14 protein-coding genes, 1 tRNA gene and 1 pseudogene are annotated in these 22,476 nt (G+C 40.1%); 8 read left to right on the top strand and 8 right to left on the bottom strand.

Features of this window, described 5'->3' with window-relative positions; all coding sequences use genetic code 11:
• Positions 1–24: 24 nt before the first annotated feature.
• The 3 genes from DXY38_RS11490 (at position 25) to DXY38_RS11480 (ending at position 957) form a co-directional block, all read left to right on the top strand.
• Positions 25–98 (top strand) — tRNA-Pro (locus DXY38_RS11490).
• 60 nt (positions 99–158) lie between these two features.
• Positions 159–407: a hypothetical protein gene (locus DXY38_RS13780; protein ID WP_115071767.1), complete on the top strand. Its 249-nt coding sequence runs from the start codon at positions 159–161 to the stop codon at positions 405–407.
• A gap of 157 nt (positions 408–564) precedes the next feature.
• A complete protein-coding gene (locus tag DXY38_RS11480; RefSeq protein ID WP_115072037.1) occupies positions 565–957 on the top strand; it encodes a hypothetical protein in 393 nt (130 codons plus the stop codon).
• A 183-nt stretch (positions 958–1,140) separates the two neighbouring features.
• On the opposite strand, the gene DXY38_RS11475 is transcribed toward DXY38_RS11480, so the two are convergent.
• Positions 1,141–1,365: a hypothetical protein gene (locus DXY38_RS11475; RefSeq protein WP_115071766.1), complete on the bottom strand. Its 225-nt coding sequence runs from the start codon at positions 1,363–1,365 to the stop codon at positions 1,141–1,143.
• A 453-nt stretch (positions 1,366–1,818) separates the two neighbouring features.
• Here DXY38_RS11475 and DXY38_RS13505 point away from each other — a divergent pair, with 453 nt between their 5' ends.
• The 3 genes and pseudogenes from DXY38_RS13505 to DXY38_RS11455 all read left to right on the top strand — a co-directional run bounded on the left by DXY38_RS13505 (position 1,819) and on the right by DXY38_RS11455 (position 4,162).
• Positions 1,819–2,199 carry a hypothetical protein gene (locus tag DXY38_RS13505; protein WP_170952942.1) on the top strand — a complete coding sequence of 127 codons (381 nt, stop codon included), beginning with the start codon at positions 1,819–1,821 and terminating at the stop codon, positions 2,197–2,199.
• A gap of 237 nt (positions 2,200–2,436) precedes the next feature.
• Positions 2,437–3,285 carry an RNA polymerase sigma factor RpoD/SigA gene (locus DXY38_RS11465; RefSeq protein ID WP_115071764.1) on the top strand — a complete coding sequence of 283 codons (849 nt, stop codon included), beginning with the start codon at positions 2,437–2,439 and terminating at the stop codon, positions 3,283–3,285.
• A 535-nt stretch (positions 3,286–3,820) separates the two neighbouring features.
• Positions 3,821–4,162: pseudogene (locus DXY38_RS11455) on the top strand (DUF3764 family protein).
• 137 nt (positions 4,163–4,299) lie between these two features.
• On the opposite strand, the gene DXY38_RS11450 reads toward DXY38_RS11455, so the two are convergent.
• Positions 4,300–4,758 (bottom strand): hypothetical protein, encoded by a 459-nt coding sequence (locus DXY38_RS11450; protein ID WP_115071763.1) that lies wholly within the window; start codon positions 4,756–4,758, stop codon positions 4,300–4,302.
• 397 nt (positions 4,759–5,155) lie between these two features.
• On the opposite strand from DXY38_RS11450, the gene DXY38_RS11445 reads away from it, so the two are divergent.
• Positions 5,156–6,022 carry an NAD(P)-dependent oxidoreductase gene (locus DXY38_RS11445; RefSeq protein WP_115071762.1) on the top strand — a complete coding sequence of 289 codons (867 nt, stop codon included), beginning with the start codon at positions 5,156–5,158 and terminating at the stop codon, positions 6,020–6,022.
• Between the two features lie 1,661 nt (positions 6,023–7,683).
• Here the strand turns inward: DXY38_RS11445 and DXY38_RS11435 are convergent.
• From DXY38_RS11435 to DXY38_RS11415, 5 genes are all read right to left on the bottom strand, one after another.
• Positions 7,684–8,052 (bottom strand): putative quinol monooxygenase, encoded by a 369-nt coding sequence (locus DXY38_RS11435; RefSeq protein WP_115071760.1) that lies wholly within the window; start codon positions 8,050–8,052, stop codon positions 7,684–7,686.
• A gap of 306 nt (positions 8,053–8,358) precedes the next feature.
• Positions 8,359–8,739 carry a putative quinol monooxygenase gene (locus tag DXY38_RS11430; protein WP_136988115.1) on the bottom strand — a complete coding sequence of 127 codons (381 nt, stop codon included), beginning with the start codon at positions 8,737–8,739 and terminating at the stop codon, positions 8,359–8,361.
• Positions 8,740–8,769: 30 nt separating this feature from the next.
• Entirely contained in the window at positions 8,770–10,317 is a 1,548-nt protein-coding gene (locus DXY38_RS11425) for a GMC family oxidoreductase (protein WP_115071758.1), read from the bottom strand.
• Positions 10,318–11,078: 761 nt separating this feature from the next.
• Positions 11,079–12,332 carry an MFS transporter gene (locus DXY38_RS11420; RefSeq protein ID WP_115071757.1) on the bottom strand — a complete coding sequence of 418 codons (1,254 nt, stop codon included), beginning with the start codon at positions 12,330–12,332 and terminating at the stop codon, positions 11,079–11,081.
• 133 nt (positions 12,333–12,465) lie between these two features.
• Positions 12,466–16,872 carry a multicopper oxidase family protein gene (locus DXY38_RS11415; protein ID WP_115071756.1) on the bottom strand — a complete coding sequence of 1,469 codons (4,407 nt, stop codon included), beginning with the start codon at positions 16,870–16,872 and terminating at the stop codon, positions 12,466–12,468.
• A gap of 1,293 nt (positions 16,873–18,165) precedes the next feature.
• Between DXY38_RS11415 and DXY38_RS11410 the strand changes: the two genes are divergently transcribed.
• Complete coding sequence (locus tag DXY38_RS11410) at positions 18,166–21,840, top strand: multicopper oxidase family protein (RefSeq protein WP_170952941.1); 3,675 nt, start codon at positions 18,166–18,168, stop codon at positions 21,838–21,840.
• Between the two features lie 373 nt (positions 21,841–22,213).
• On the opposite strand, the gene DXY38_RS11405 is transcribed toward DXY38_RS11410, so the two are convergent.
• Positions 22,214–22,438, bottom strand: a complete 225-nt coding sequence (locus DXY38_RS11405) for a hypothetical protein (RefSeq protein ID WP_244279113.1) — start codon at positions 22,436–22,438, stop codon at positions 22,214–22,216.
• Positions 22,439–22,476: the final 38 nt, after the last annotated feature.

Here is a 22,476-nt window from a genome sequence, read left to right as displayed (position 1 = left end):
CATTCCTTTAAAGTGGATGAGCTGCGGGGTGTAGCGCAGTTTGGTAGCGCGCCTGCTTTGGGAGCAGGATGTCGCAGGTTCGAATCCTGTCACCCCGACTGCAAAACAAGTCAGTCCAGCACTGACATCTCAGCCGCCCACCCAAGGCGGCTTTTTTATTGCCTGCAGAGTGGTGGGCGCAAAGGGTGTGCAAAGCATTGATCGCTAAGGCTGATCATGTCGACATCGACCGCACGGACAGGCTGGCTAGCAAGGCAGAGAAATACGGCATTAAAGCGATCAGGTTGCTTGCTCAATCAACCCGGTTTGGCGTGGAGCAGAAGCAACGGGGCAAGAGATGGAGCCGTACTGGTCCAGCGTCACTGCGTAAAGGCAGTGGATCGATCGCTGAACATCGAGTGGCGTAAGGCAATGGTTGAACCAGAAGGCTGTAACAACTCCAGAAGGAGACACCAGCAGAAGCCAAATTTGATAGAAGTGGAGTGAAGAGATCGGTCTTGTTTGGTAAGACCTATGTCTAGCAATCAACCACTACAAAACCGACTAAGCGCCGAAAGTAGAGCAATGAAACTCGAAGCTTCATTTTTGGAAGACGCTTACCCAGGTGTTGACTTCTGGGAGGTTGCACAGACCTTTGAAGTGAAGGTCAGGGTGATCGCTGAGGCTGAAACTCCGGAAGAGGAGCCATCCGTCTCGTTTGCGAGAGCCGTGCTTGATAAGAAGCTGATAGGTGATGTCGAGTTACCGGAGGAGGTCAACCGATGGCTTGCGGACTATTTCAGGCGGCAGCCAGAAGCAGCAGATGTGTTTGATGACATGTGCAAAGAGCTGGTATTCAAGAGCGGAGGCAAGATTGCTGTTGATGGGGCGACAAGAGGACCGAATAAAGTACTTGAAGCAGAAGACCGCATAAGCCTCTTGCTCAAATCAATGGATCTTGATGGAGGTGACGACTGATAGGGGCTGAGAAGTGGACTAACCCTTGCTGAAGACCACTAGACAAAACACGACGAAAGCAAAAACCTATCGAGCGTTTTAATCAAACAACTGCGTCGGTCATAAAAACCCCGCTCATGGCGGGGGTTGCTGGTCTTCTGCTACACCCACAGTGATGGGTACCGGATTAATTCAAAGATGACATCAATCCGCGTCGTCCTCTTCACTGATTGCATCGTGGACAGCATCAGCAATATCCTCCCTGTTTACTTGAAACCATTCATTAACAGCAAAACCTCCCATACCGAGCATTAGTCCAGTCCCCGTATAAGCCAGTGCGATAAGAACTGGCATGGCACCATTCAGGTTTTGCAGATCAGCTAAATGCAGCTCATGGTCGGCAGTTTCGTTAATGAAAGAAGTGATCATGGTTATTAGTAGGTGAGAAGAGTTATGGAGGTCGTCCCTCCGACGAATTACGCATCTCACGAATCAATGGCTGAGGTGGTGACCTCCATCAAGAGGTGCTGTGATCTTGCTCACAGGATGATGTCTGCGTCGCCATGGGATGACTAAGTGAAGTGGTGGGCTGAGTTGCTGCCTAAGGGGTCCTAAGCATGCCCAGTTACCTAATCAGCAAAAACCTTCAGCGTCTAATTTTTCATTGCATCGGGAGTCATCGGGCTGCTGAGGCGAGATCAGTGCAACTAGGCGAGAGTGCCTAATGAGAAAGGAACAATTCACTCATACGACAAATACTATCGGGTGTAGCGACATTGCTGGCCATTGATACCAAATGGATCCATACCCTTATTGAGTTCCGTGAGAAGTCAAGCCACTTACCTCTTATCCTGCACTACATTCAAAATACATAATTTTCCGTTGTCACAGGATGAAGAAAGCTTTATTTGTCGCTTTCCTTTTGCCTACTTCAGCATTTCCAACATCAGCAGTAGAAGGCATAAATCGACATCTGAAATGGGAGTTGTTAGCTTTAACGAACCAAGAGTAGCCATTAACTACATCCGAGACCCAGGCAAAAATGAGCAATTTGCATTAGCCATTGGCGTTCCAGAATTAGGCGTCAGTACTCCAAATGATCTAAAACAGACAACGGCCATGATCATTAATTGTAAAACGGGGAGATATGCGGTGACCCTCGGATGGAAGATCGATCGTAAAGATCAAAAGCCATGGGCTCGCAAAATCGGTGGAATTTTTTGCTGGTTCCATCAAAAGAATTTTAAACATTCTTTGTGGTGATGAAAGCAATAAAGAACCCATACAAACGAGTAAACAGCGATTACTCAAAAAACGAAGGCGACTCAACCCTTCTCCTGCAGAAGACGCCTAACGATTCAGCACGAAGAGCTAACACACACCAAGGCATAGACAAGTACACAAATACCAAAGCAGGATCATGCCAATGGTGATGGATCTCACATCAAGGAAGGCCCACGCGCGCGAAAGTTCCTTGGATGGAACATCGCTCGGATCTGAATGGCATTCTTGGATAACGGCAATATCGACCAATTCAAGAACGAGATGGGCCGAACCCCATTGCTCACAGCGGCAGAGGAGATCACTCTCGGAACGGCTGTGAAGTTGAGCCAGTCACCCAAGGCAACCCGCAGCCAAATAAGAGCTGGGAAAAGAGCTAAGGATCGAATGATCAAGGCCAACCTCAGGCTTGTGGTCAATGTTTCAAGGAAATACATGCATCGCCAACTCGGCCAATTGGAGTGGGGAGATTTGATTCAGGAAGGCTGCATTGGCCTAAACCGCGCAGTCGAAAAATTCGACCCAGAACTGGGCTACAAATTCAGCACCTACGCCTACTGGTGGATCCGTCAAGCGATCAGCAGGGCTATCGATCAGACAGGATCCACGATCCGAGTTCCAGTCTCCCTAAATCAGTTGATCACCAAGCTCAATCACTTACCAAGAGGATTAACCGATCCAGAGATTTGTGATCAGCTTCACATCAGCGATGAACAACTTAAAAACCTGCGCCATGCACTTGTAGCAAAGAGGCCGACATCCTTAGACATGAGACTGGGGGGGGACGGTGATGGCTCAACCCTGAGTGAAATGCTGTGCGACGAACAGTCTACGCTCCACATCGACAAATTCCAATGGGAAGCAGTCCGAGACAGCCTCGAACTGCACACAAAATTAGCTCAAAATAATGACCAAGAATTGCTGCGGCGCATTGTGGTTGGAGAAGAAAGCCTTCAATCAATCGCCAACGAAATCGGAATAAGCCGAGAACGAGTTCGTCAAAAAGTTGAGCGTGCCAAAAAACAGCTAGCAGCAAAGTTGATCGAACACCGACAGTTAGTGGCGTGAATGCAGAGGCCCATAGGGGTGAAAGTGAAAGCTCACTGAGTGGAATCAATAGCGATCCCCACCGATCAGGCGCTAGCGATCATATGAAGTGGACGCTCCGCAAAAAATTGGCCATGCATCAGCCAAAGTCTGTTGGTGTGGCACCCTGCCGCTGGTATCAAAGCCAATCCAAACGGGCAATCTCGACAAATTGCACTCATGTGCTGGTAGCAGCGTCATTGCGCCCGGGACAAAGAGATGCTCAGTGGTGAAGGCTGGCAGGTGACAGGCAAGAAGGGACGCTCATACAGATCAAGCCCGATGCATCAACTCAACATGCTCAGTTCATTCTGGTGAGCTACTACCGCTTGTCAGCACAAGGGAGCAGTCCATTAGGCAGCAGCGAATGCATAGACGCCTAGTCATCGAAATATGGATAAACCTGCAGAAGATCGGTTGACAACGCTGCTCATCTCCTCACAACTCACTAGCTGTTCGGATGAATAGTCGATAACCGAAAGAATTGTGTTGAAATTACTTAGATGCTTTTGATGAGATGATCGAGAAAACCGTACTGGACTTCAAGCTCAGCAATACGATTGTGGAATTTCACATATATATGAATGCGCCTGAGCAGCAGGCAATGTTTGCCAATATGGGAGTTAAGACTTTCTAGAGCGATGTCTCCAAGGACGATCCTGGTAAAGCAACAGTGATGTTTCAAGGTCCTGAAAATATCCTCAATGACACCTTTATGAATCCAGAAACTAAGCCCGTCGTTGAAGCTTCTGGCCATATTTACGATGGCACGGGTATTACCCGTTGGCTTGCTGAAGATGATTTCGAGGTAGTGCCCCCGCCTCGAGTGGGGTTTTTTGTGCAGCGAGGAATACTGTAAGGCAGATACTTGCCAATAATGCCCCTCGACACTCATATAACGTGAGAACTACTTAAGAATCTAATAATAAGTGAGTTATTTTGTCTGAGAAGTCAACGAGGTTTTATCTTGCTACCGTACTGAATAACGACAAGAGGCTAATTCAGAACGCCTTGTTGTTGTGGAACATCCTTGTACAGGACATGCTTGTGCGCAACTAATAATCCCACACCCACAACAAAAAAGATAAAAACCAAGAAAACCAAAACATGCTTTTTAGCAATAAACAGGCTTGCGTTACTCTCCAAAAGAGCTTTTCTAAGCAGATCTCTTTGATTTGAAAGCTCATCAAGCTCAAGACCCAAAACTTGCTCCTCCCTATCAAGATTCACGATTAATGAATTGTAATCATCTTGAATCCTGTCAATTCCTGAGTATTTCTCGACGATATTATGACGCATTTCTTCCATTGATACAATATAAGATTGCCTTAGCTCATGCTTTTGATCAATAAGGTTTTGAACAAGAGCTTGTTTGGTGTTGATTTGCCGGTCAAGAGAGTATATACGTTGCTTCAAGCTAGCTGGTTTAACATTTCTTTCTGTCATTAGCGTCATGGCCTTTAGTACTAAATTACACTGTTATCAGGATGCTTGCAAACTAAATATAAAGACTTTAACCGCAACAACGACTTCTAGAAGATAAAATCAAGGAAACAAAAATCACGCTCCTTTACACTGTAACCATCGAGGTCTGCAGTAAGCAAAAGCAAATCACCGGAAAACAACAAAAGTAATTGAGCATCATTCTGGACTGACTAAAGTTGAAGGTGAATAGAAGTCAAAAAATTATGAATAAAATCACACTTCTTATGAGTGAATATCGGCATAGAACCAAATCACCGATAAGGAAGAAAGATAATTAGGAACTAAACAGGAGGTAACATTCGAAGTCACTGGTGGATCAACAGCCAAAGCTGGGTGATGATCAGAGAATTCAACGGCTGACATTTCAATGGCCACAATTGCGTTGCTCGGCACCGGTCTTCTCGGGGAGGCCATCGGCCTGCGACTTCTCGAGCGAGGGGTGAGACTGAAGGTATGGAATCGAACCGCGAAAAAATGCGAATGCCTTCTAAAGCAGGGTGCTGAGCTAATCGAAAACCTCGATGGGGCTGCTAGGGGATGTCAATCCGTCATCACTGTGCTGCGCGACGGACCTGTAAGTGCAGAGGTGATTGCTGCATTAGGAGATTTGGATACTGGCTGCTGCATACCAATGGGAACGATGGGTATCAGCGAATCACGTCAACTGGCAAAGCAGGTATGTGGGCAAAGGGGTGCATATTTGGAGGCACCAGTGCTGGGCAGCAGATCAGAGGCAATCAACGGCACCCTTCTTATGATGACGGGAGGTGAAACATCAGAATTTGAAAAGCAGTTGCCACTGCTGCGAATACTGGCTGCTGATCCCAAGTGGATGGGGCCAACTGGCAGCGCAGCAGCAGCAAAGCTTGCGCTCAACCAGCTGATTGCAAGCCTCACCCACAGCTATTCACTGGCGTTGCGATTAGTTCAAGCATCAGGCTTAGATGTGGAATGTTTTATGGAAGTACTTCGCCCCTCGGCGCTCTACGCGCGCACCGCTGACAAGAAACTAGAGCGGATGCTTTCCAACGACTTCAGCAATCCAAACTTCAGTACAGCATTGCTGCGAAAAGATCTGAAGTTGTTTGTACGGGAAGCAAACATGGCTGATGTGAATACTGAAGCACTAATGGGGTTAGTAGATCTGTTGAATAGAGCAGAGGGAACCTCTCTGGATAATGGCGATTATTCTGCACTGCACGCCTTAACGGCAGGTTCAGTAGAGAAAAGCTGAAAACCAAGAGAAGCAACTTAGTGACTAGAAAAAGAAAAAGCCTAAGAATAAAATTACAAAGAGAGATGTTTCATCGTCAAAACATTAAAAACCAAAGAATAATCAGGTAAAAAAATTAGTCCCCCAGGAGATCAATATGGACATTAGCGATGACAAAATTAAAGAAAAACAATAGATAAATCAAGACAATAAAACATGGCATAAGCCAAGGCAAAAATCAAAGGCTCAAAAGTAAGAGCCTGAGGAATTTATACTTCAGAGCCAAGACAGATCGTGACACTTGATAACGAATCAAGATCAATGAACTATAATTAAAGAATCTAAAAAGCAAAATTCGTGAAAATCATTGTCCCTATAATTAGCGAGTTACACACAGATCTCTATACATCCAACATTCATGGTCAAACAGTTACTCAAGATTCTATTCGTCACAACAGCAGTCAGAGAAATACTATCTCCAGCATCCGCAATAACAAACGAAGCTCTCCTTAAAGAAAGATTAATTACCCCAAATGTATATGAAATTCTAAACAGGAAGGGAGCGAGCACAAGTGAGGAGAGATTTAATGCCATTCGTGAGGCTTGTGCAACACAGGAGCTCGCACCTGTTGACTGCAAGCCAATCATCAAGCACCGATCACAGTAAGCAAAAAGACAAACACTGAGCGAAAGATCTAAAATAGATATGTCTATAAAAGCCATCTAGGAAAAAGAATCAGACAATGCCTTCAAGCAATCATCATTAATCAAATACAAAATATTGAGTATGCAAAGAATAAATGACAAATGAAAAAACAAACCAGTAGAAAATGATGCAAGAGGATTATACAGAATCAATAACAAGAGTGAAGAGACTTGTTATGATCAAAACTATAATTGGTTATGCCTGCTCACGGGCAAACAGTCGAGCTATGAGTATGATGATAAGACATCAATTTTAAACAATGAATTATTCGCAAACAATAACTCTAATTGCCAACATTACAGTAAAATTAAATGTACCAGAACTCCAGACCAAGGAACAACTCAATCAATGGATAAAGTCTGAAGCAGCTCGCATTCACTTCATCGACCATTTGAAGCCATCATCGTTTAACAAACTTGAAGTTATAAAAGCCGCATCAAAAGCTAACTATATAAGCTAACCGCTAGAAAAAGATAAGTCAAGGAAAAAATAAGTGGAGTGACTGCGACCACAAAGACAGAACCCGAAACTTTAGCTTTTACGATGTTGGAAAACATAGATTCAATTTCAGCACATATCCAAATTCATCTCAAGATAAAAAGGCAATACAAGGATGCATCTAACAATCTGCATCTTACAAGAATTAGAAGGATATAATTAAAAATAAAAAAATGAGAATAGCAAATACCCAACAAATAGTGAAGCTGTTCTTGGAGAAATCAAAAACTTTTTCCGAAGCCAAATATGAAGAAGCACATACAGGTCGTGAGCGGAAAGGAAAATCAGCGTAGTTCCAGTTATGAATTTGTAGGCGAGCACAGTAAGTCATACCTGTATGAGAAAACAATGTAACCAAGGCTGGATATCGTAAAAGAAGGATATACAAAACAAGAAAACAGGAAAATATCAAAAACAACAATATGAGAAAAAACGATGGAATATATCAATAAATTAAAGAAAAAATTAAATTGATATTTTAGATAGAAAAACCATTATTAATCACACAAAAAGTGGCTTCCATTCCCAAGTTTTTCATTTCAACTTTCATATCTTCAATATGAGGTGCATTCCCTACAATAACGAGACTTTCTAAATCAAGTTTGGAAAAGAAATCACTGAGTATATCTTTGACGGTATCCAAGTGGACATGAAAAGCATCAAGATCTACATAACTTTCTCTTAAAAAAAGATGAGTGTCGCTAAAAGCTGCTGTAAACAAAAGAGTCCCAACTTCATCATGGCCTCGTTTTACAATTTCATCAGTAATCTTTTTTACATTTTGGATCTCACCATCCTTAATTCGAAACAGAGGATAGATGCTGATGAAAGTATCAATTCGTTTCATAAAAATGACCTTTTAAACAAAGAATAGAGAAGAAGAGTGAGAATCAGACTAATTCAAAGCGCGGAGAAAGATTTCTTAGATGAAGGTTGGTTCATTAATAGAGATGAAAAACTCAATAAAAGAAGGTTTAAAAAAAGAATAAGTCAGTAAGCATGGCGAGGTAAGAATAGATTTGTTCAACAAATAATAAAAGTAGAATGTTAAACAACTTAATGAAAGGAACTTAGATTAAAATCAACGGCATAAAATTAAGAGAAAAAGTTTGTCGCAAGAACTACCCTTCTTAACGACAAACATGGATCAAACCTAACGAGTGAAACCTTGGAATGTATTCATTTTGACAGGAGATAAGGCTTCAAGTGCGGTTGATAGTTCTTGTGTTGGGAAGCCGTATGCAACAACCTTGACAGGTGTTAAGAGGCTCATAAACTCAGAACCAAACATGTCACCAAAAGTTTTCATATGAGCCAATGCTTGTGTTGAATTTGAATACCTCTCATGAACATGAATCTCATCATGAGCAGCATTTACACTTAACTCAAAATTAAGAGTATCGGGTTCATTAGACTCAAAATGCTCAGACATTTTTTTTGTAAGAGCTGAGATTTTATCAAAAGAATCAGGCTTACAAGAACATGTAATGATCCAAGAGACCCAAGTACTCGAATTAGAAATAGACGATGACATGATAGAAAAGGCAGAAAAAGAATTAAAAGATTAGTGACCGGATTTGATAATGTCTACTAATCGTTCAGCTACAGCGTAACAGGTGAGCATAGGATTACGAGAAACGTGATCAGGAAAAACGGAACAGTCAACAACTCTAAGAGAGGTGCACTCATGAACCTTGAGATGCTTATCTACAACTGCATGATTATCTGAAGCGGGTCCCATCTTGCAAGTACCAATTGCATGCCAAATGGTTGCAGATCGGTCAGAAATATAACGTTCGATAACACGAGTATCATTAATCATTTCATCGGTAAGAACAGCAACTTCCCCAGAAATATCATTGAGAGCACCTGAAGTTAGCAAGTCATAACCACGACGAACGCCATCAACCATTTTTCTCATGTCTTCTGCATGAGAATTCAAACGATGATCAATGCGAGGCTGATGGGTAGGGTTAGACGATTGAAGAGAAACACGTCCACGAGATTGAGGACGATTGATGACAATACCTGTGCCGAACATTAATCCGCGTGTTGGATCCGCACCAGGGAATCGCTCAGCACCCAATTTACCAAGGCAATAAATCTGCATATCATTAATGTAACTACTACCAGGGGCCGTATAATGAATAACCATTTGGACATCATCATCACTGTCGTTAACGATTCCAGGCTTTGGATAAGCAGCAACAACAGCCAAAGAATGGTCAATTAAGTTACTTCCAACACCTTGCAAATTATTGATACATTGAATATTCAAACGTTGAAGATCATCAACAGGACCCACACCAGAACGAAGAAGAATTGAAGGAGAGTTAATGGTGCCTGCACTAAGAATAACCTCTCCTCCGAAAAAGGTCCCAACAGAATCATCTGCATTGACAACCTCGACACCAACGGCTTGTTTGCCAGAAAATAAGACTTTGTTGACAGAGGTTTGATCTTTAATTGTAAGGTTAGGACGAGATTGGGCCTCTAAAAGATAAGCAATTGAGCTAGAAATACGTAATGAACCATCACCGCCACGATTCATAGGTATGGGCCCTACTCCATCATAACCATTTGGATGATTATGATCTGGAACCCAAGCATAACCCTTAGCAGTAGCAGAATCCCTGAACGAAGAAACGACAGGGGTATATTGATCAGGTTGAAAACGTTGAATGGGAATCTTACCTGAGCTGCCATGATGTGAAGAATATCCAAAATCCATATCATTTTCAATTCTTTTATACATAGGTAGAATATCTTCCCAATCCCAACCTGAATTGCCGGCCGCTGCCCACGCCCTGAAGTCTTGCTGCAGCCCACGAAGAGAGATAACACCGTTTACTGCAGAACACCCTCCACTGACCTTGCCTCTGGCATAGGGGAAGTCTCGACCAGGAGTCACCTCAGTCACATAGTGCCAATCATGCTTGTCAACAGAAACAGCTCGCGAATCCAAAAGGTCAGTTGGCGTATCTTCAATAGAAGAAAAATGTGGGCCAGCTTCTATGAGTAAGACATTTATATTCTCATCTTCTGTGAGTCTGGAAGCAATAACCGCACCAGCAGTACCAGCGCCGACAATTATATAATCAAAGGAACTCATTGATAGAGATACAAATGCTAAACTTAATTATAGCCAAGAAAACAGAAATCGAAAAAGCTTCAATAATCTTTTAAGAAAAGGCTAGAAAAAACCAGTGTCAGGAATTGAAGACCCTTTCCAAGAAGCGATCACATCATCACTGAAGCGAATCAAAAGTGGAGAAAGATACCAAGTCACCGACCAAACGGGAATCAAGGATCAAATCGGATAGACGATTGGAGCCAGTTGCTTGCGAAAAGAAACCAAACCACAACCTCAAGCAAATAGAGCATTTGTACCCCACTATGTTTGAGAGAAATTACTTCGTAGTATTAGCAAAACAATGTTATAATAGTACTTACAAAGTCAATGACGAAGGATCTTTATTAACAGGTCTAATTGAAATTAAAGTTTAGAAGTAATACTTGATTCACAAATTCAAGGGGGTACAAGATTGCTAGCCGGTTAAACAGACCAAAGCCATCGTAATGCTAACCCTGGCTAGACAATGGTAAAAGCTCATCTGCCATTACAAAAAGGCAAATAATAATCACAACGGAAAGTATCGGACAAACGAACAAAATGAAACTTGCATAAATTAGAAAACATAAAAACAAAACCAGAAGAAGAAAGCAAAGACGCTAGAATCAAGTTAACAGTCAGGGGATTAATCAAATAGTTCAAAATAAAGTTTTATCCGGCCTTGACGAAAAACCTCAATGCATAAAAGTAATCTGACTAAAAAAATAACTAAAGCAGCATGAAACCGATAGAATCATAATTTAGACATGTTGCTTTTTAAAGGTGAGAGATGTAATCGACATTAGAAGAAGATTGATAACTACAAGGGCCAGGCCGATATAAAAAATCAGAGGAACAGAAAAAATAGATATGAAACCAGAAATAAATGTCATAGCAACAAAACCAATACTTAAAAGAAAGCTGAATAATGCCCATGCAGGTCGAACGAGTCCAGGTCCAACTACTTCTGTTAATCGAGCTACGATCAGGCCAATATAAGCACCATTCCAGAAGGCAAACAGAAATGCTCCAAAATTAACAAACGAAAGTATCGGTGAGAAAACAAAAATACATGTTCCTAAAGTTCCGATACCAACTGATGTAAGGAGAACTGAGTCCGTTGTGAATCTTTTGGGGACCAAACCAGCAATTATTGCACCCAAGGTATATCCAAGTCCAACCAGACCGAAAGAATTACTTGCTACTTCACTCGAAACATTAAAAACAGTAGTCAAATATAAAGGCTGATACGTTAAAATTGATACCTGAGAAGCACCATAGAGAAGTGTAGTAATTGCAAATAATTTAAGAGCAGGAGTCCAAATTATTTTATCCGGAGAAGCGGTCTCAATACTAATATTTTTGTCTAAAGATATTGTAGAGGTTGAGTCAGAATCTAATAGACTAGATATATTTTGCTCTTTTTCCTCGGCCAATCCTCTGGTAATCAACATCCAAATAGGAATCGCAAAAAGTATAGAGAAGAAACCAGTAAAATCCCAGGCCCCTACAGGAGAACTTTCAACAAATAAGGGTAACAAAACAGAGTCTAATAGAGGTGCAATACCAGCGCCTGCAAAAATAATACCCATCGCTAATCGCTTTTGATGTGCTTTTAAATTTCGAGTACCAAATCCAGGCAAACCAGTAACAAGATGAGCACATCCCCAACCAGAAATTAGGCGCCAAAGTGTATTCCATCCCATGGAAGTAAAAATTGGTTCAATGAAGAATGTCGCAACACAAACAATAAGTGCTATTCGAATCATTCTAAGAGATTGTCCCTCTCTTTTAATTCTTGTCTGATGTACGCAACCAGCAAGATACCCAGCAAGGTTAAAACCTACAAGTTGTCCAATATTGTCTGACGTAATCCAATTGGCTTCTACCATCATATTTCCAAGAACGGCCAATTCCGTTCTCTGTAAACCAACCCCTATAGCCAATGCACATGAAGCTGCAATAACACCAAGGTAATCGTACGATGTAACTTTGGATTGTGTTGAGAAAGTCATATTGGAGAATAAAAACTTGAAACAAGAAAGCAAACTTATGTAAAACTAATTTTGGATTATAAAAGAACTACTTCTATAATAGCCGTAAACAATAGGATTACAAGAAAGCGTCAACAATGATTTAAGAAAAAGGTTAAAAGAAACCAGTATCAGAAATTTGAGACCCACTCAAAGAAGCTACCACATCATCCCTGTAACTAGTAAAAATAGAATTAGCAGAATCCCAGTTAGCGATTGATCCGGAGTCAAGAATCAAATCCGAGAGATGGTTGAAGGCTGAGGATTCAGAAAGAAGACCTTGGCCAAAATTTCCATCAACTGCAGCATTTGTACCCCATTGTGTCTGAGACCACTTACTCGCTGCTGATAACAGTCCAATGCGATAAGTATCATTTCCATTTGTAGAGCGCAAAATAGCCATGGGTAGATCCTTCTTAGATAGACCAGCCTTTACAGACGAGGCCCAAGTAGAGATTTCATCAGAATCAGGGCTCCTGTCATAAAGGGTGCTGAAAACCTTTTCAGTAATAGCTTTAGTTGACATTTTCTCAAGTTTATTTCCATAATACTCCTCAACTTGAGAAGAATAAACAGACGTGATTCTATCAACGAGTTGCCTAGACGTTAGCTTTGAATCAGCATTGGCGACAGAAAGCAATGCTAAATCACTAGGTTTAATCATCGAATTGGTATAAGCTTGGTAAGCTAATAATGTAAGGTTTACTCGTTGATCAACATCGCTTGCTTCAAATCCAGTGAATGGTAACTGGAGCGGACCAGCCAGTTTTTCAGGTGGGTAAGTAATTCCAGTCAAATCATCATAACTAACCTCGTTTAAACCATTCAGACTCAAGTACAAGTCTTGCGTGCTGTTGTAGAGATTATCTGAACTTGAGGGATTGCCAATAAAATATTCACCATCAGAGGCACCTTGGCTAAATACCAAATAATCATCAATAAGTAATGCTCCATTAGCAAGAGCACCTGCGAAAGTAGGAGTAGCTGAAGACAAGCCTGATTCAATGTGTTGATGATTTGTTAGGCTGAGCATAAAAGAACCACCAACCTTAACGACACCATCTAAAGATGCAGAGGACATCTGGTGGCCTTGATGACTACTATCAACTGAATCAGAACTACTACCATTTCCGCTCATATCCATCTCATCAGTCATAGTTCCAGTTGAGATGAAATGGCCAGAATTTAGCTGAAAAGTTAAAACATGACTATGTCCAGATTCAGATTCTGCTGTAACAACTAGATTTTCAATAGCAGATTGGGAATAACTATTAAATCCGGAAGTTATAGACAATGATTTGAGATCGTTAAAATCAGAAGAAGCGTATTCAATGTCGGAGAGAATATCAGTATCAGGGAGATAACCACCTTCAAATTGACCTGTTTGATTCAACAAAGCAACGGAAGCACCATCAAGAATCCGAAGCCTTAAAACTCCATTATGAACATATGCAGTTGCATAATCATCAAAGTTGTCAAGATTATAATCACCTACCCCGAATGCCGTTGAAGTACTCTTAAGCTCAAGAGAATTAGATCCCTCAACTTTTTCCCAAGGACGATAGCTATAAAGATTAGACCAATCGTATGAAGATTTCTCAGCTTGCCAGCCAATAAGTTCCAAATCTGTAAGTTTTACCAAATCATCCTTGTCTGGAGAATCAATAAATCCAGCAGTGACTAAATCTCTTTTTCCATCACCAGTGAAATCACTGTTAAAAGACCAAGGAGATAAGCGAGAATTTCCGTAGGGTGTAAGAGTAGAAAGCAATTCAGATTGCTGATTATGTTTTAGAGAAGATCCATCATAAATCTGAACTTTACCTGGGGAGTCCGAATCACCACTGAAAGAAAGAATAATGTCCTGAACAAAATCGTTTGAAATATCACCAACATGTGCTCTCTTTAACGTTCTAGTATTAGCCCGATTTAATTTTAGTGTAACTTGATCTAATGAATCAGCCTCACGAAGCTCAAGTCCCTTGGAATTAGTCGTAAAAGATTCAGCAGGAAGTAGCCAACTAGAGTCTGTATTTTCAATGACAGAAACAACCTGCATCATTCCAGCATCTTCATGCTCTAAAAGATGACAATGGTGAACGAACGTTCCAAGAAAGTCTTGAAACAACATTCTTATTGTAGTATTATTATAGCCGGTAGTATATAACTCTGAGCTAGGGTCATAATTTGCATCTAGAGGCACAAACTCTCCAACTAAAGGATCAAGCCTATGGCGAACTCCTTCTTTATCGACATAATCATAACCGGAAGAGTTGAGCTGAGTAACATCTTCAAGACTTCGCTTGTTAGGTAACTCATTGTCACTTTGCTTGACCTGATAATCATTCACATGGATATGAAATGGATGAGAAGTGTAATAACCACCATTAACAACTGGATCATTTTTACCTCCCCAATTCCAATTTTTCAAAGACCACTCTTCCATCGTGCCAAGCTGGGAGATAACCAATGGACCGTTCGGAAAAACATGATCATTAATGAGATCAGGACTTACATATCCGAGCCATGGATCGTCCATGGAAGTGTTGATCATTTTAAAATTATCAATTGGTGTACCACTTTTTGCTCTTTGAGCAATAGCCTTTTGAGTTGGAATATCTCTTTGATCCTCAGGACCTACTAACTGTAAAATCTGATAATTAAACTCACGTTTACGGGTTGGATCCCAGAGCTCCTTGCCATCTTTATTCGTTTCATAAAGATCAATACTAGGTATAGCAGTCTTTGAATAATCTTCACTTGACGTTTGAGGTGTGACCTTTTGAACATTAATTTCCTTATTGGCTGCCTCAATAAAAGCATCAAGTGCTGAATTATCTAGGGAAGGAGAATCACCATTCACATTAAATGTAGCTATAGCACCAGGTCCAGACTGAGGATTAGATACATCTGTATTCTGATTTGAAAGTTCAACATATTGATCAGACGGAAAACGCAAAGAATTGATATCAAATTTCTCACCATTCTTCCCCTCAAAACTATATGTGCTGATAAGTTCGGATTTTCCCGCAGGTAAATTAACAAGTACATCCATTCGCTTACCAGAAGGCAAAGATATTAGATTTGATGCTTGTTCATACGAAGTAGCATTCTTACCATCTTGTTGATAACCTAAAACGTTTTGATTGGCTGGACGAATCTGGGGATATGTATGCCCATCTTCACCATAGATATAAAGTGGCAGTACTTTCCAGGTTCCATCACTTTGTTGATGACGGATAGCTAAATTCATATAATAATTATTATCTTGATTACTCAAGGAAAATGATTGCCATCCTCCAGATGTCAATTCAACTTCTGGCTGATATTCACCGTTAATAGTAAACATACTTGCGCGATTGGCTGCAAGACCTTGTGTACCTAATATATTGCCATTCACTGAAGCTAATTTATAATCTCCAGATTCTTCATCAATCCCAACTTGCATAGTTTTAATGACACCTAAATTTCTTGGTACATCTTTGAATGCAGGAATTAGTTGAAGAGGATCACCAACCTGCATAAAACCAGAAAGACCACCATAAACCTGTGTGTTTACAGCAGGATGAAAATGTGGGTGATACCAGTAAGAACCAATCCCATGATCGTCCGGGATATCAATAATGGTTGTCCAATCTTGTCCTGTTGTATACCGACTAACAACATTGTCACCAAAACCAGTGGGTGTTACATGTCCTCCATGCATATGAAAATTCGTACTATCCATGGCACCCGCGGTAGAGCCACCATTTAATCCATAGGAATTATTTTCAACCATAGAAGCCATTTGAGCTTGCTTCCCAGTGAGTCCAGCAATACTGATGTTATTATCAAAATCCAATTCTAAAGTTTCGCCAGGTTTAATCATTAAGACAGGACCTGGATAAGATGTCCCCTCGCCTTTTATTCCATAGGTATATAACATTGAGGGATACCAAAGGGGAGGATCTCCCTCTTGATTTCCACTCATAGATGCTAAATTCTTCAAAAGAGAATTAGAATCAAATTCAGAAAAAATAGTGTCAACACCTTTGTCTTTACTCCAAACTAATGCAGGGTCATAATTTTCCTTTTTTAAAACCTCTTCATGAAGTAAACCACTTGCTTTGGAGGTCTCAGCCCAAAAACCAGTTTGATTAGCAGATTGATCGAAACCATATCCCCTATATCCGAGGTAGCTAAGAGCTTCTAGCAATAGATTATTTGAATAAACTCCCCATGCACCACCTTCCTCAGGAGGACTGGTAATCGTTTTTAAATACTGATTAAAGATACTACTCTCATCATCTTTATTGGTAAGCTGAGGAATCAACCAAGACTCAACATATTTATTTAGATTTTTGATATCAACAGGATTAGTCGTGATTTCAAGGTCAGCTTTTAATGCGCCATTTTCGGAGCCATTATCTATAACATAAAAGCCACTATCATCTTGCTCTAAGCTATAACCTGACGAAAGGAATACATTAGGGTTTCCTTTGCTATTTACAGGATAAAGTCCGCCAATCCGAAACTTGCTCACTAGTCATAACCACACATTAATTTGATTATAACTATAGTAAAACGCACGTTCAATCGCTTAAGCATGATTTAACGTTGTCTCGAGCTTAACTCATAGATTATTACAAATAATCAACATTAGTCTTTTTTTAAAGTATTTTGATAAAATGACGTACTATTTAATGTATAGCAGCCAATAAAGTAACAGGCCAAATTATCAATACAACATGGTCATTAGCGATTGAAAAAGATGCCACAATGAAAATCGAGAACCCAACGCTGAGAATTAAGCTAAATTGTGAGCTGGCTATGTGCACATGCATTCTTCTAAACAAAACTCTAATGAATCCTTTATAGAAATACACCCACCATACTGACACTCCAAAAAACAAAAGAAAATCCACAAAAAATGGGAATGTTGTAGTCTTTAGATTATGAAAATAAAGCAATGATTCCAATTGATTTACTTAATGCCATCAGCAAATTGGTACTGAAATTTTCAGGTATATAAAAAAACTCAATAACACCAATATTAGCCCCAAGTCTATATTAGAGAATGAAGATTAAGCAATGTTCAGCCTAGGTACTAAAAGAAGTTGAACATAGGTTGGGACAGATGTGCTGCACCAAAACCAAAAGTAATTACTGCTGACAAATGCAAATCCCGGGTCTATCTAAAACTCGATACGTTAGAAGCAGCATCAGAAGATGGAAAGAGTTATCGTTGCTCTCTACTGACAATTTCTCCTTCAATCCATACATCCAATAAGAAATGAATTTGTATCGTCATGATCACCGCCACGATGCCTGTTATCACCCATGAAGCAATGACTGCCTTACTCGCCAAAGCAGGAACACCAGTAAAAAGTTGAGCTGAACCTAAGCCATCGATAAATCGACAAATAATCTGAGATTCTGTTGAATTGATTAATTGTTCTACAAAAATAGGATGATTAGTGATGCTAAGACTATACGTACAGGCCCTTTTAATTTTCTTTTTGATCCTACCTTGATGTATTCAATCCAAGACCTTTTATGCGCCAAGTGGCTTACAATACAAAGAGTTTAATTAGATCATGCGCGATAAGGTTCATACTATTTTACCGACAATTGTCAATCAATGCTAAGCATTCGTAGTAAGAGAATGATGTTATTCGGAGCTCATCGCGAATCCATTCGATGGTTTCAAGTCAAAATATACTCACGAAAATATTATCATTGTTAGAAAACTATCAACGCAAAACCTAAACAAACTATAAAGCTTTTAGCAGCGCAAATGCTTTCTTGTTACAGTAAGTACAATATAGAGAATAGTATGCCCTCAGCAAACCTTAGAAATTTAATCAATGCTAAAACAATAGGCGAATACAATTATCAAAAATGGTCCAAAAATGCAGGATTAAGTGCTAGACCTCAGAATAAACAACCATTTTATTTCAATATTCTGCCGCAGGATATTTTAAATTATGATGTCAAAAGTGATTGGTTAGATTGGCAAAAAGCAAATCAAAATCATTCAAATGGTAAATTCGAACAATTTATAAATGAAAGAATAGGTGTATGGCCGCAAAATCCAGAAACATCTTATTTAAATGTTTTACCTCAGCATAATTCGAATATTGATGTTAAAAGTGGTTGGTTGGATTGGCAAAAAGCAAATCGAAACCATTCTAAGGGTAAATTTAAACAGACTAATAATGAGGGTACATTCTACTCCAGTTGGGGACCTGAATTTCAAAACGTAGATATTGACTTGTCATTAGCATCTCATGACAAGATCAAAATTGATGGTTTCGGGGAAATTAGATCTCGAGAAGAGTTTTCAAAGAGTGTTTATGATAATGAATTCTGGATTTATAATGGAATGACGCCAGGGCCTGTGATTATTGCAGACCCTGGAGATACTATACGAATAAAATTATCAAATGATTTAAATGTAGATCCGCAAACAAATCAGTGGAACGAAGCAGCAAAAGACACAAATTTACATTTTCATGGCGCACATGTTTCACCAGAAGGTAATGGTGATAATGTTATGATTTCAGTTGAGAATGGAGATAGTCAGGAATATCTGTATCAGATACCAGAAAATCATCCAAGTGGTTTATTGTGGATGCATCCTCATTATCATGGATCAACATCTTTATCATTAGGAGGAGGTGCTGCTCTTCCAGTATTCATATTACCTGATTCAGAAGATGCCAATAATTTGGAGAAATATGATCCTACAACATCTAATATTCATCTGTTAGGTTTACAGTCTTGGGCCGTAGAGCAAGATATCAATCCAAGCATTCAGCAGGGAGACAATAATTGGGAAAATACTAAGCAAATGCCTCCTAGGCTCTTTCATGAAGATGGCGAATATTATTATCAATACGCTTCAGCTCCCTTTAACGGTAATAATTATGAGCCTTTAGCATTTTTTGAGGATAGTGATATTTTTTCGCCAGGTGGCGCAACATATGCTGACTATGTTGCAGCAGAACCAACAGAAAACCTAATACATACTGTGAACGGTCAATACAATCCAACCATTGAGGCTAAAACAGGTGAGTGGGTCACTTTTGGATTTTTAAATTTCTCATTAAATTCCAGCCATGTAATCCAGCTAGTTCATGCAGATGAAGATGGAAACTTGACACTGGAATCACCAAACTTATTAGGGTTGGATTCGGATATTTCACGCTGGGCATCTGAATATGATACTTCTGTAACAACACTTCCAGGAATATCTCCAGGAGGGAGAGTCACTATTCAGCATTCTTTTGAAAAACCAGGAAGTTATTACTTTATTAGTAATGCTACAGATGAGGTGCTGGGTGATTTAGCCCCGATAGAAACAAATAGACCTAAAAATGCGAATGAAACATATCTAGGATACAATGATGGATTTCAAATTACACCATCACAGGTGTTAGCCACCGTAGATGTTGCGGGTAAGGCAGTTAAAGAGAGTGAACAACCTGAAGCATGGAGTTATCTTGATGACCAAAGAGATCATGCACTGGGCTTAAAAGAAGAAGCAGATCAATTAGGGGTAACCAAATCAAGAGAGTTTATATGGAATACGGCTGCCCAGAAAATCAAGACAGAAGGTCAACGTGAGAAGAAAGAAGGGCCAAATGGCGAAGAGTATATTGATCCTGGATATAACAATCCACAAGAATGGGAAAGTGTTTGGACAATTAACAGTCAATATTGGACTCACAAAGCGACGCAGGGTCCAACATTAACGATTTCAATGTTGGATACTCTAGAACGATGGTCACTAATCAATAGTTCAGCATCAGTCAAAAGAGACAAACACCCAATTGACAACCCAGAGACACAAATCCAGGTAGGTCAATCACATCCATTCCATCTGCATCAGAATGAATTCATTGTTGAGTCGATTAATGGACTTAACGTTGATGGAAATCAAAGCCTGAACCAAGTTGGTGATGCTTTTGTTGGTGATTCATTGGTTGATGTAATTCAAATGGGCCCGGCCTATGCAAAGGGAAGTGCTACATCAGATAATCCATTTGGAACTCCAATGATTCTGGATGATGAGGGAAATTATATCGATGGTTATGGAAATAATTGGGGGTCTGAAGCTGCCGGTTACCTTACAAATTCAGAGACTGATATTTTAATTCGTTTTGAAGATTACACTGGACTATTTGTAGATCACTGTCACTTACTTTTCCATGAAGATGGTGGAATGATGGCACCAGTCCTGGCCATATTAAATACGAATGACAGCTGGATCACGAGTGGCTCAGCAACAAATAATACTATTGATCTGTCTCTCGGATCGAACAGAGAAAAAACGGTTCAAATAAAAGTGTTCAATGACACTCAATCAACGGGAGTCAACGTAGCAAGTGGTGACGTAAATGCTCTTAACTTTACCCCTGGACCTACATCAAGGACTGTCAATGTTAGTGACAATATAGAAGATATAGCAGTCATTGAGGCTTCAGCTACAAGTAATGGTCAGTTTAAATTAAACATATTTGATGGTCAAAGTGCGAAAAACTACTATTCCAATGAAATCAATGGCTTAAATCCAAATCCTGATTCTATATCTAAGCTTAGAGAAATAACTATCAATGCAAAATCTGAAGGAGGCAGAGAAGATTTAAAATCTTCAATCGCTCTCGGGGATATTGATGGAGATGGCTTTGATGATATTGTTGTTGGAATTTCAGGTAGTAATTATAGTCCTGAATTGCGTGTTTACAGTGGCAAAACCTTTGAGGAGCTTTATAGCCTGAACCCGTTCGACGGTGCTCTGAGCAATGGTATTGATATTTCAATAGGCGATATCAACGGTGATAACTATGGGGATATTATTGTTAGCCAACTTGAGGGCGGCCAAGGCTTAGTTGATGGATTTAATGGTAAAAAATTATCAGATAATTATGCAGAGAATAAAAATTCTAATATGTTATCAAAAATGAGTAAACTTTGGAACCAACCTTTTAATCCCCATGGAAAAACTAGCAATGCAGTACGTGTCGCTGTTGGATATTCTCTACCAGATGAGCAGCCAGGTCAAGGTTATGTATACAAGGATAATACGCACAATCAAACTTATTTAGCAAATCTATCCACCTTAGAGGTTAATCCCAATGCTTCTGCGACCACCGATATTATCAATTGGCTGTACGATTCACCGGATGGAGCCCACTCAGGGCATGGTACTGATATGAATATGAGCTCACACAGCATGATGAATGATGACATGATCACACCCGTTGAACTTCTTAAAAATGGATTTTTCTCATCCAATAACGCCTATATTGATATTGATTTTAATTATTTCGATATCCAATCCGACCAAAGAGGGCAAGGAGGCTTCCTTGTTTCTGATGCAGATGGATCTAAATCATTAGTTCATCTCAAAACTCTAGCAACGGGAACGAACGTGGAAAGCTCTGCTGATTTTGATGTTGAATATTTCTCTTGGATGAATGGTAATACCAGCTCTAACCTGGTTTAATGAATCTTACAATCAGTAATCACGTTAGCGCTAATTATTAAAAATATCCGCCTATTCTCAGGATTACGATTATAAAACTCGGTCAAACGCTTGCAAAAAATTTTTCTCTAATCAATTTTTACTGAGCCGATTACTGCATCAGCTTTTTAATGGAGAAGAATAGGTTTTCCTTGCTGGCTTTTGCAGTGGTTGCTCATACTCAATAAATTTTCCATAAGACAATTCAAACGTAAGCCACTACAGGCCTCTTCGTTCAAAGCAAAAACTTTTTCAAATTTTTAAATATCGCTGTTCAGATCAGTTCGATTCTCTCTTTGGATTAAAGAATTTTAAATTTGATTTCCCTTAAGCCTCAAGACACCTATCCCAGCTCCTAATCCCCAATGGTGACCAGAGCATTTTTGTTTTTCCACCAAACCCAATCTCGAATCGGTGGTGTATTGCGAAGCTGCTCTCGCGTGAGTCCAAGCCTCAATTTCATCGACGCGTCCAGGAGTACGTCGAGCATTTCTTCACCATTGGCACACTGAGCAAGAGCCTCATTGGTGCGTTGTGCACCATCAAGGGCGTTCACAAGCAGGCTCACGCGACGAGTCACAGGCAATGATCGAGGGTCCAAACCATGTTCACAACGGC

Source organism: Synechococcus sp. UW179B (assembly GCF_900474245.1).
GTDB lineage: Bacteria > Cyanobacteriota > Cyanobacteriia > PCC-6307 > Cyanobiaceae > Synechococcus_C.
The sequence above is the reverse complement of the archived record's forward strand: the minus strand, read 5'-3'. Positions and strand labels throughout refer to the sequence as shown.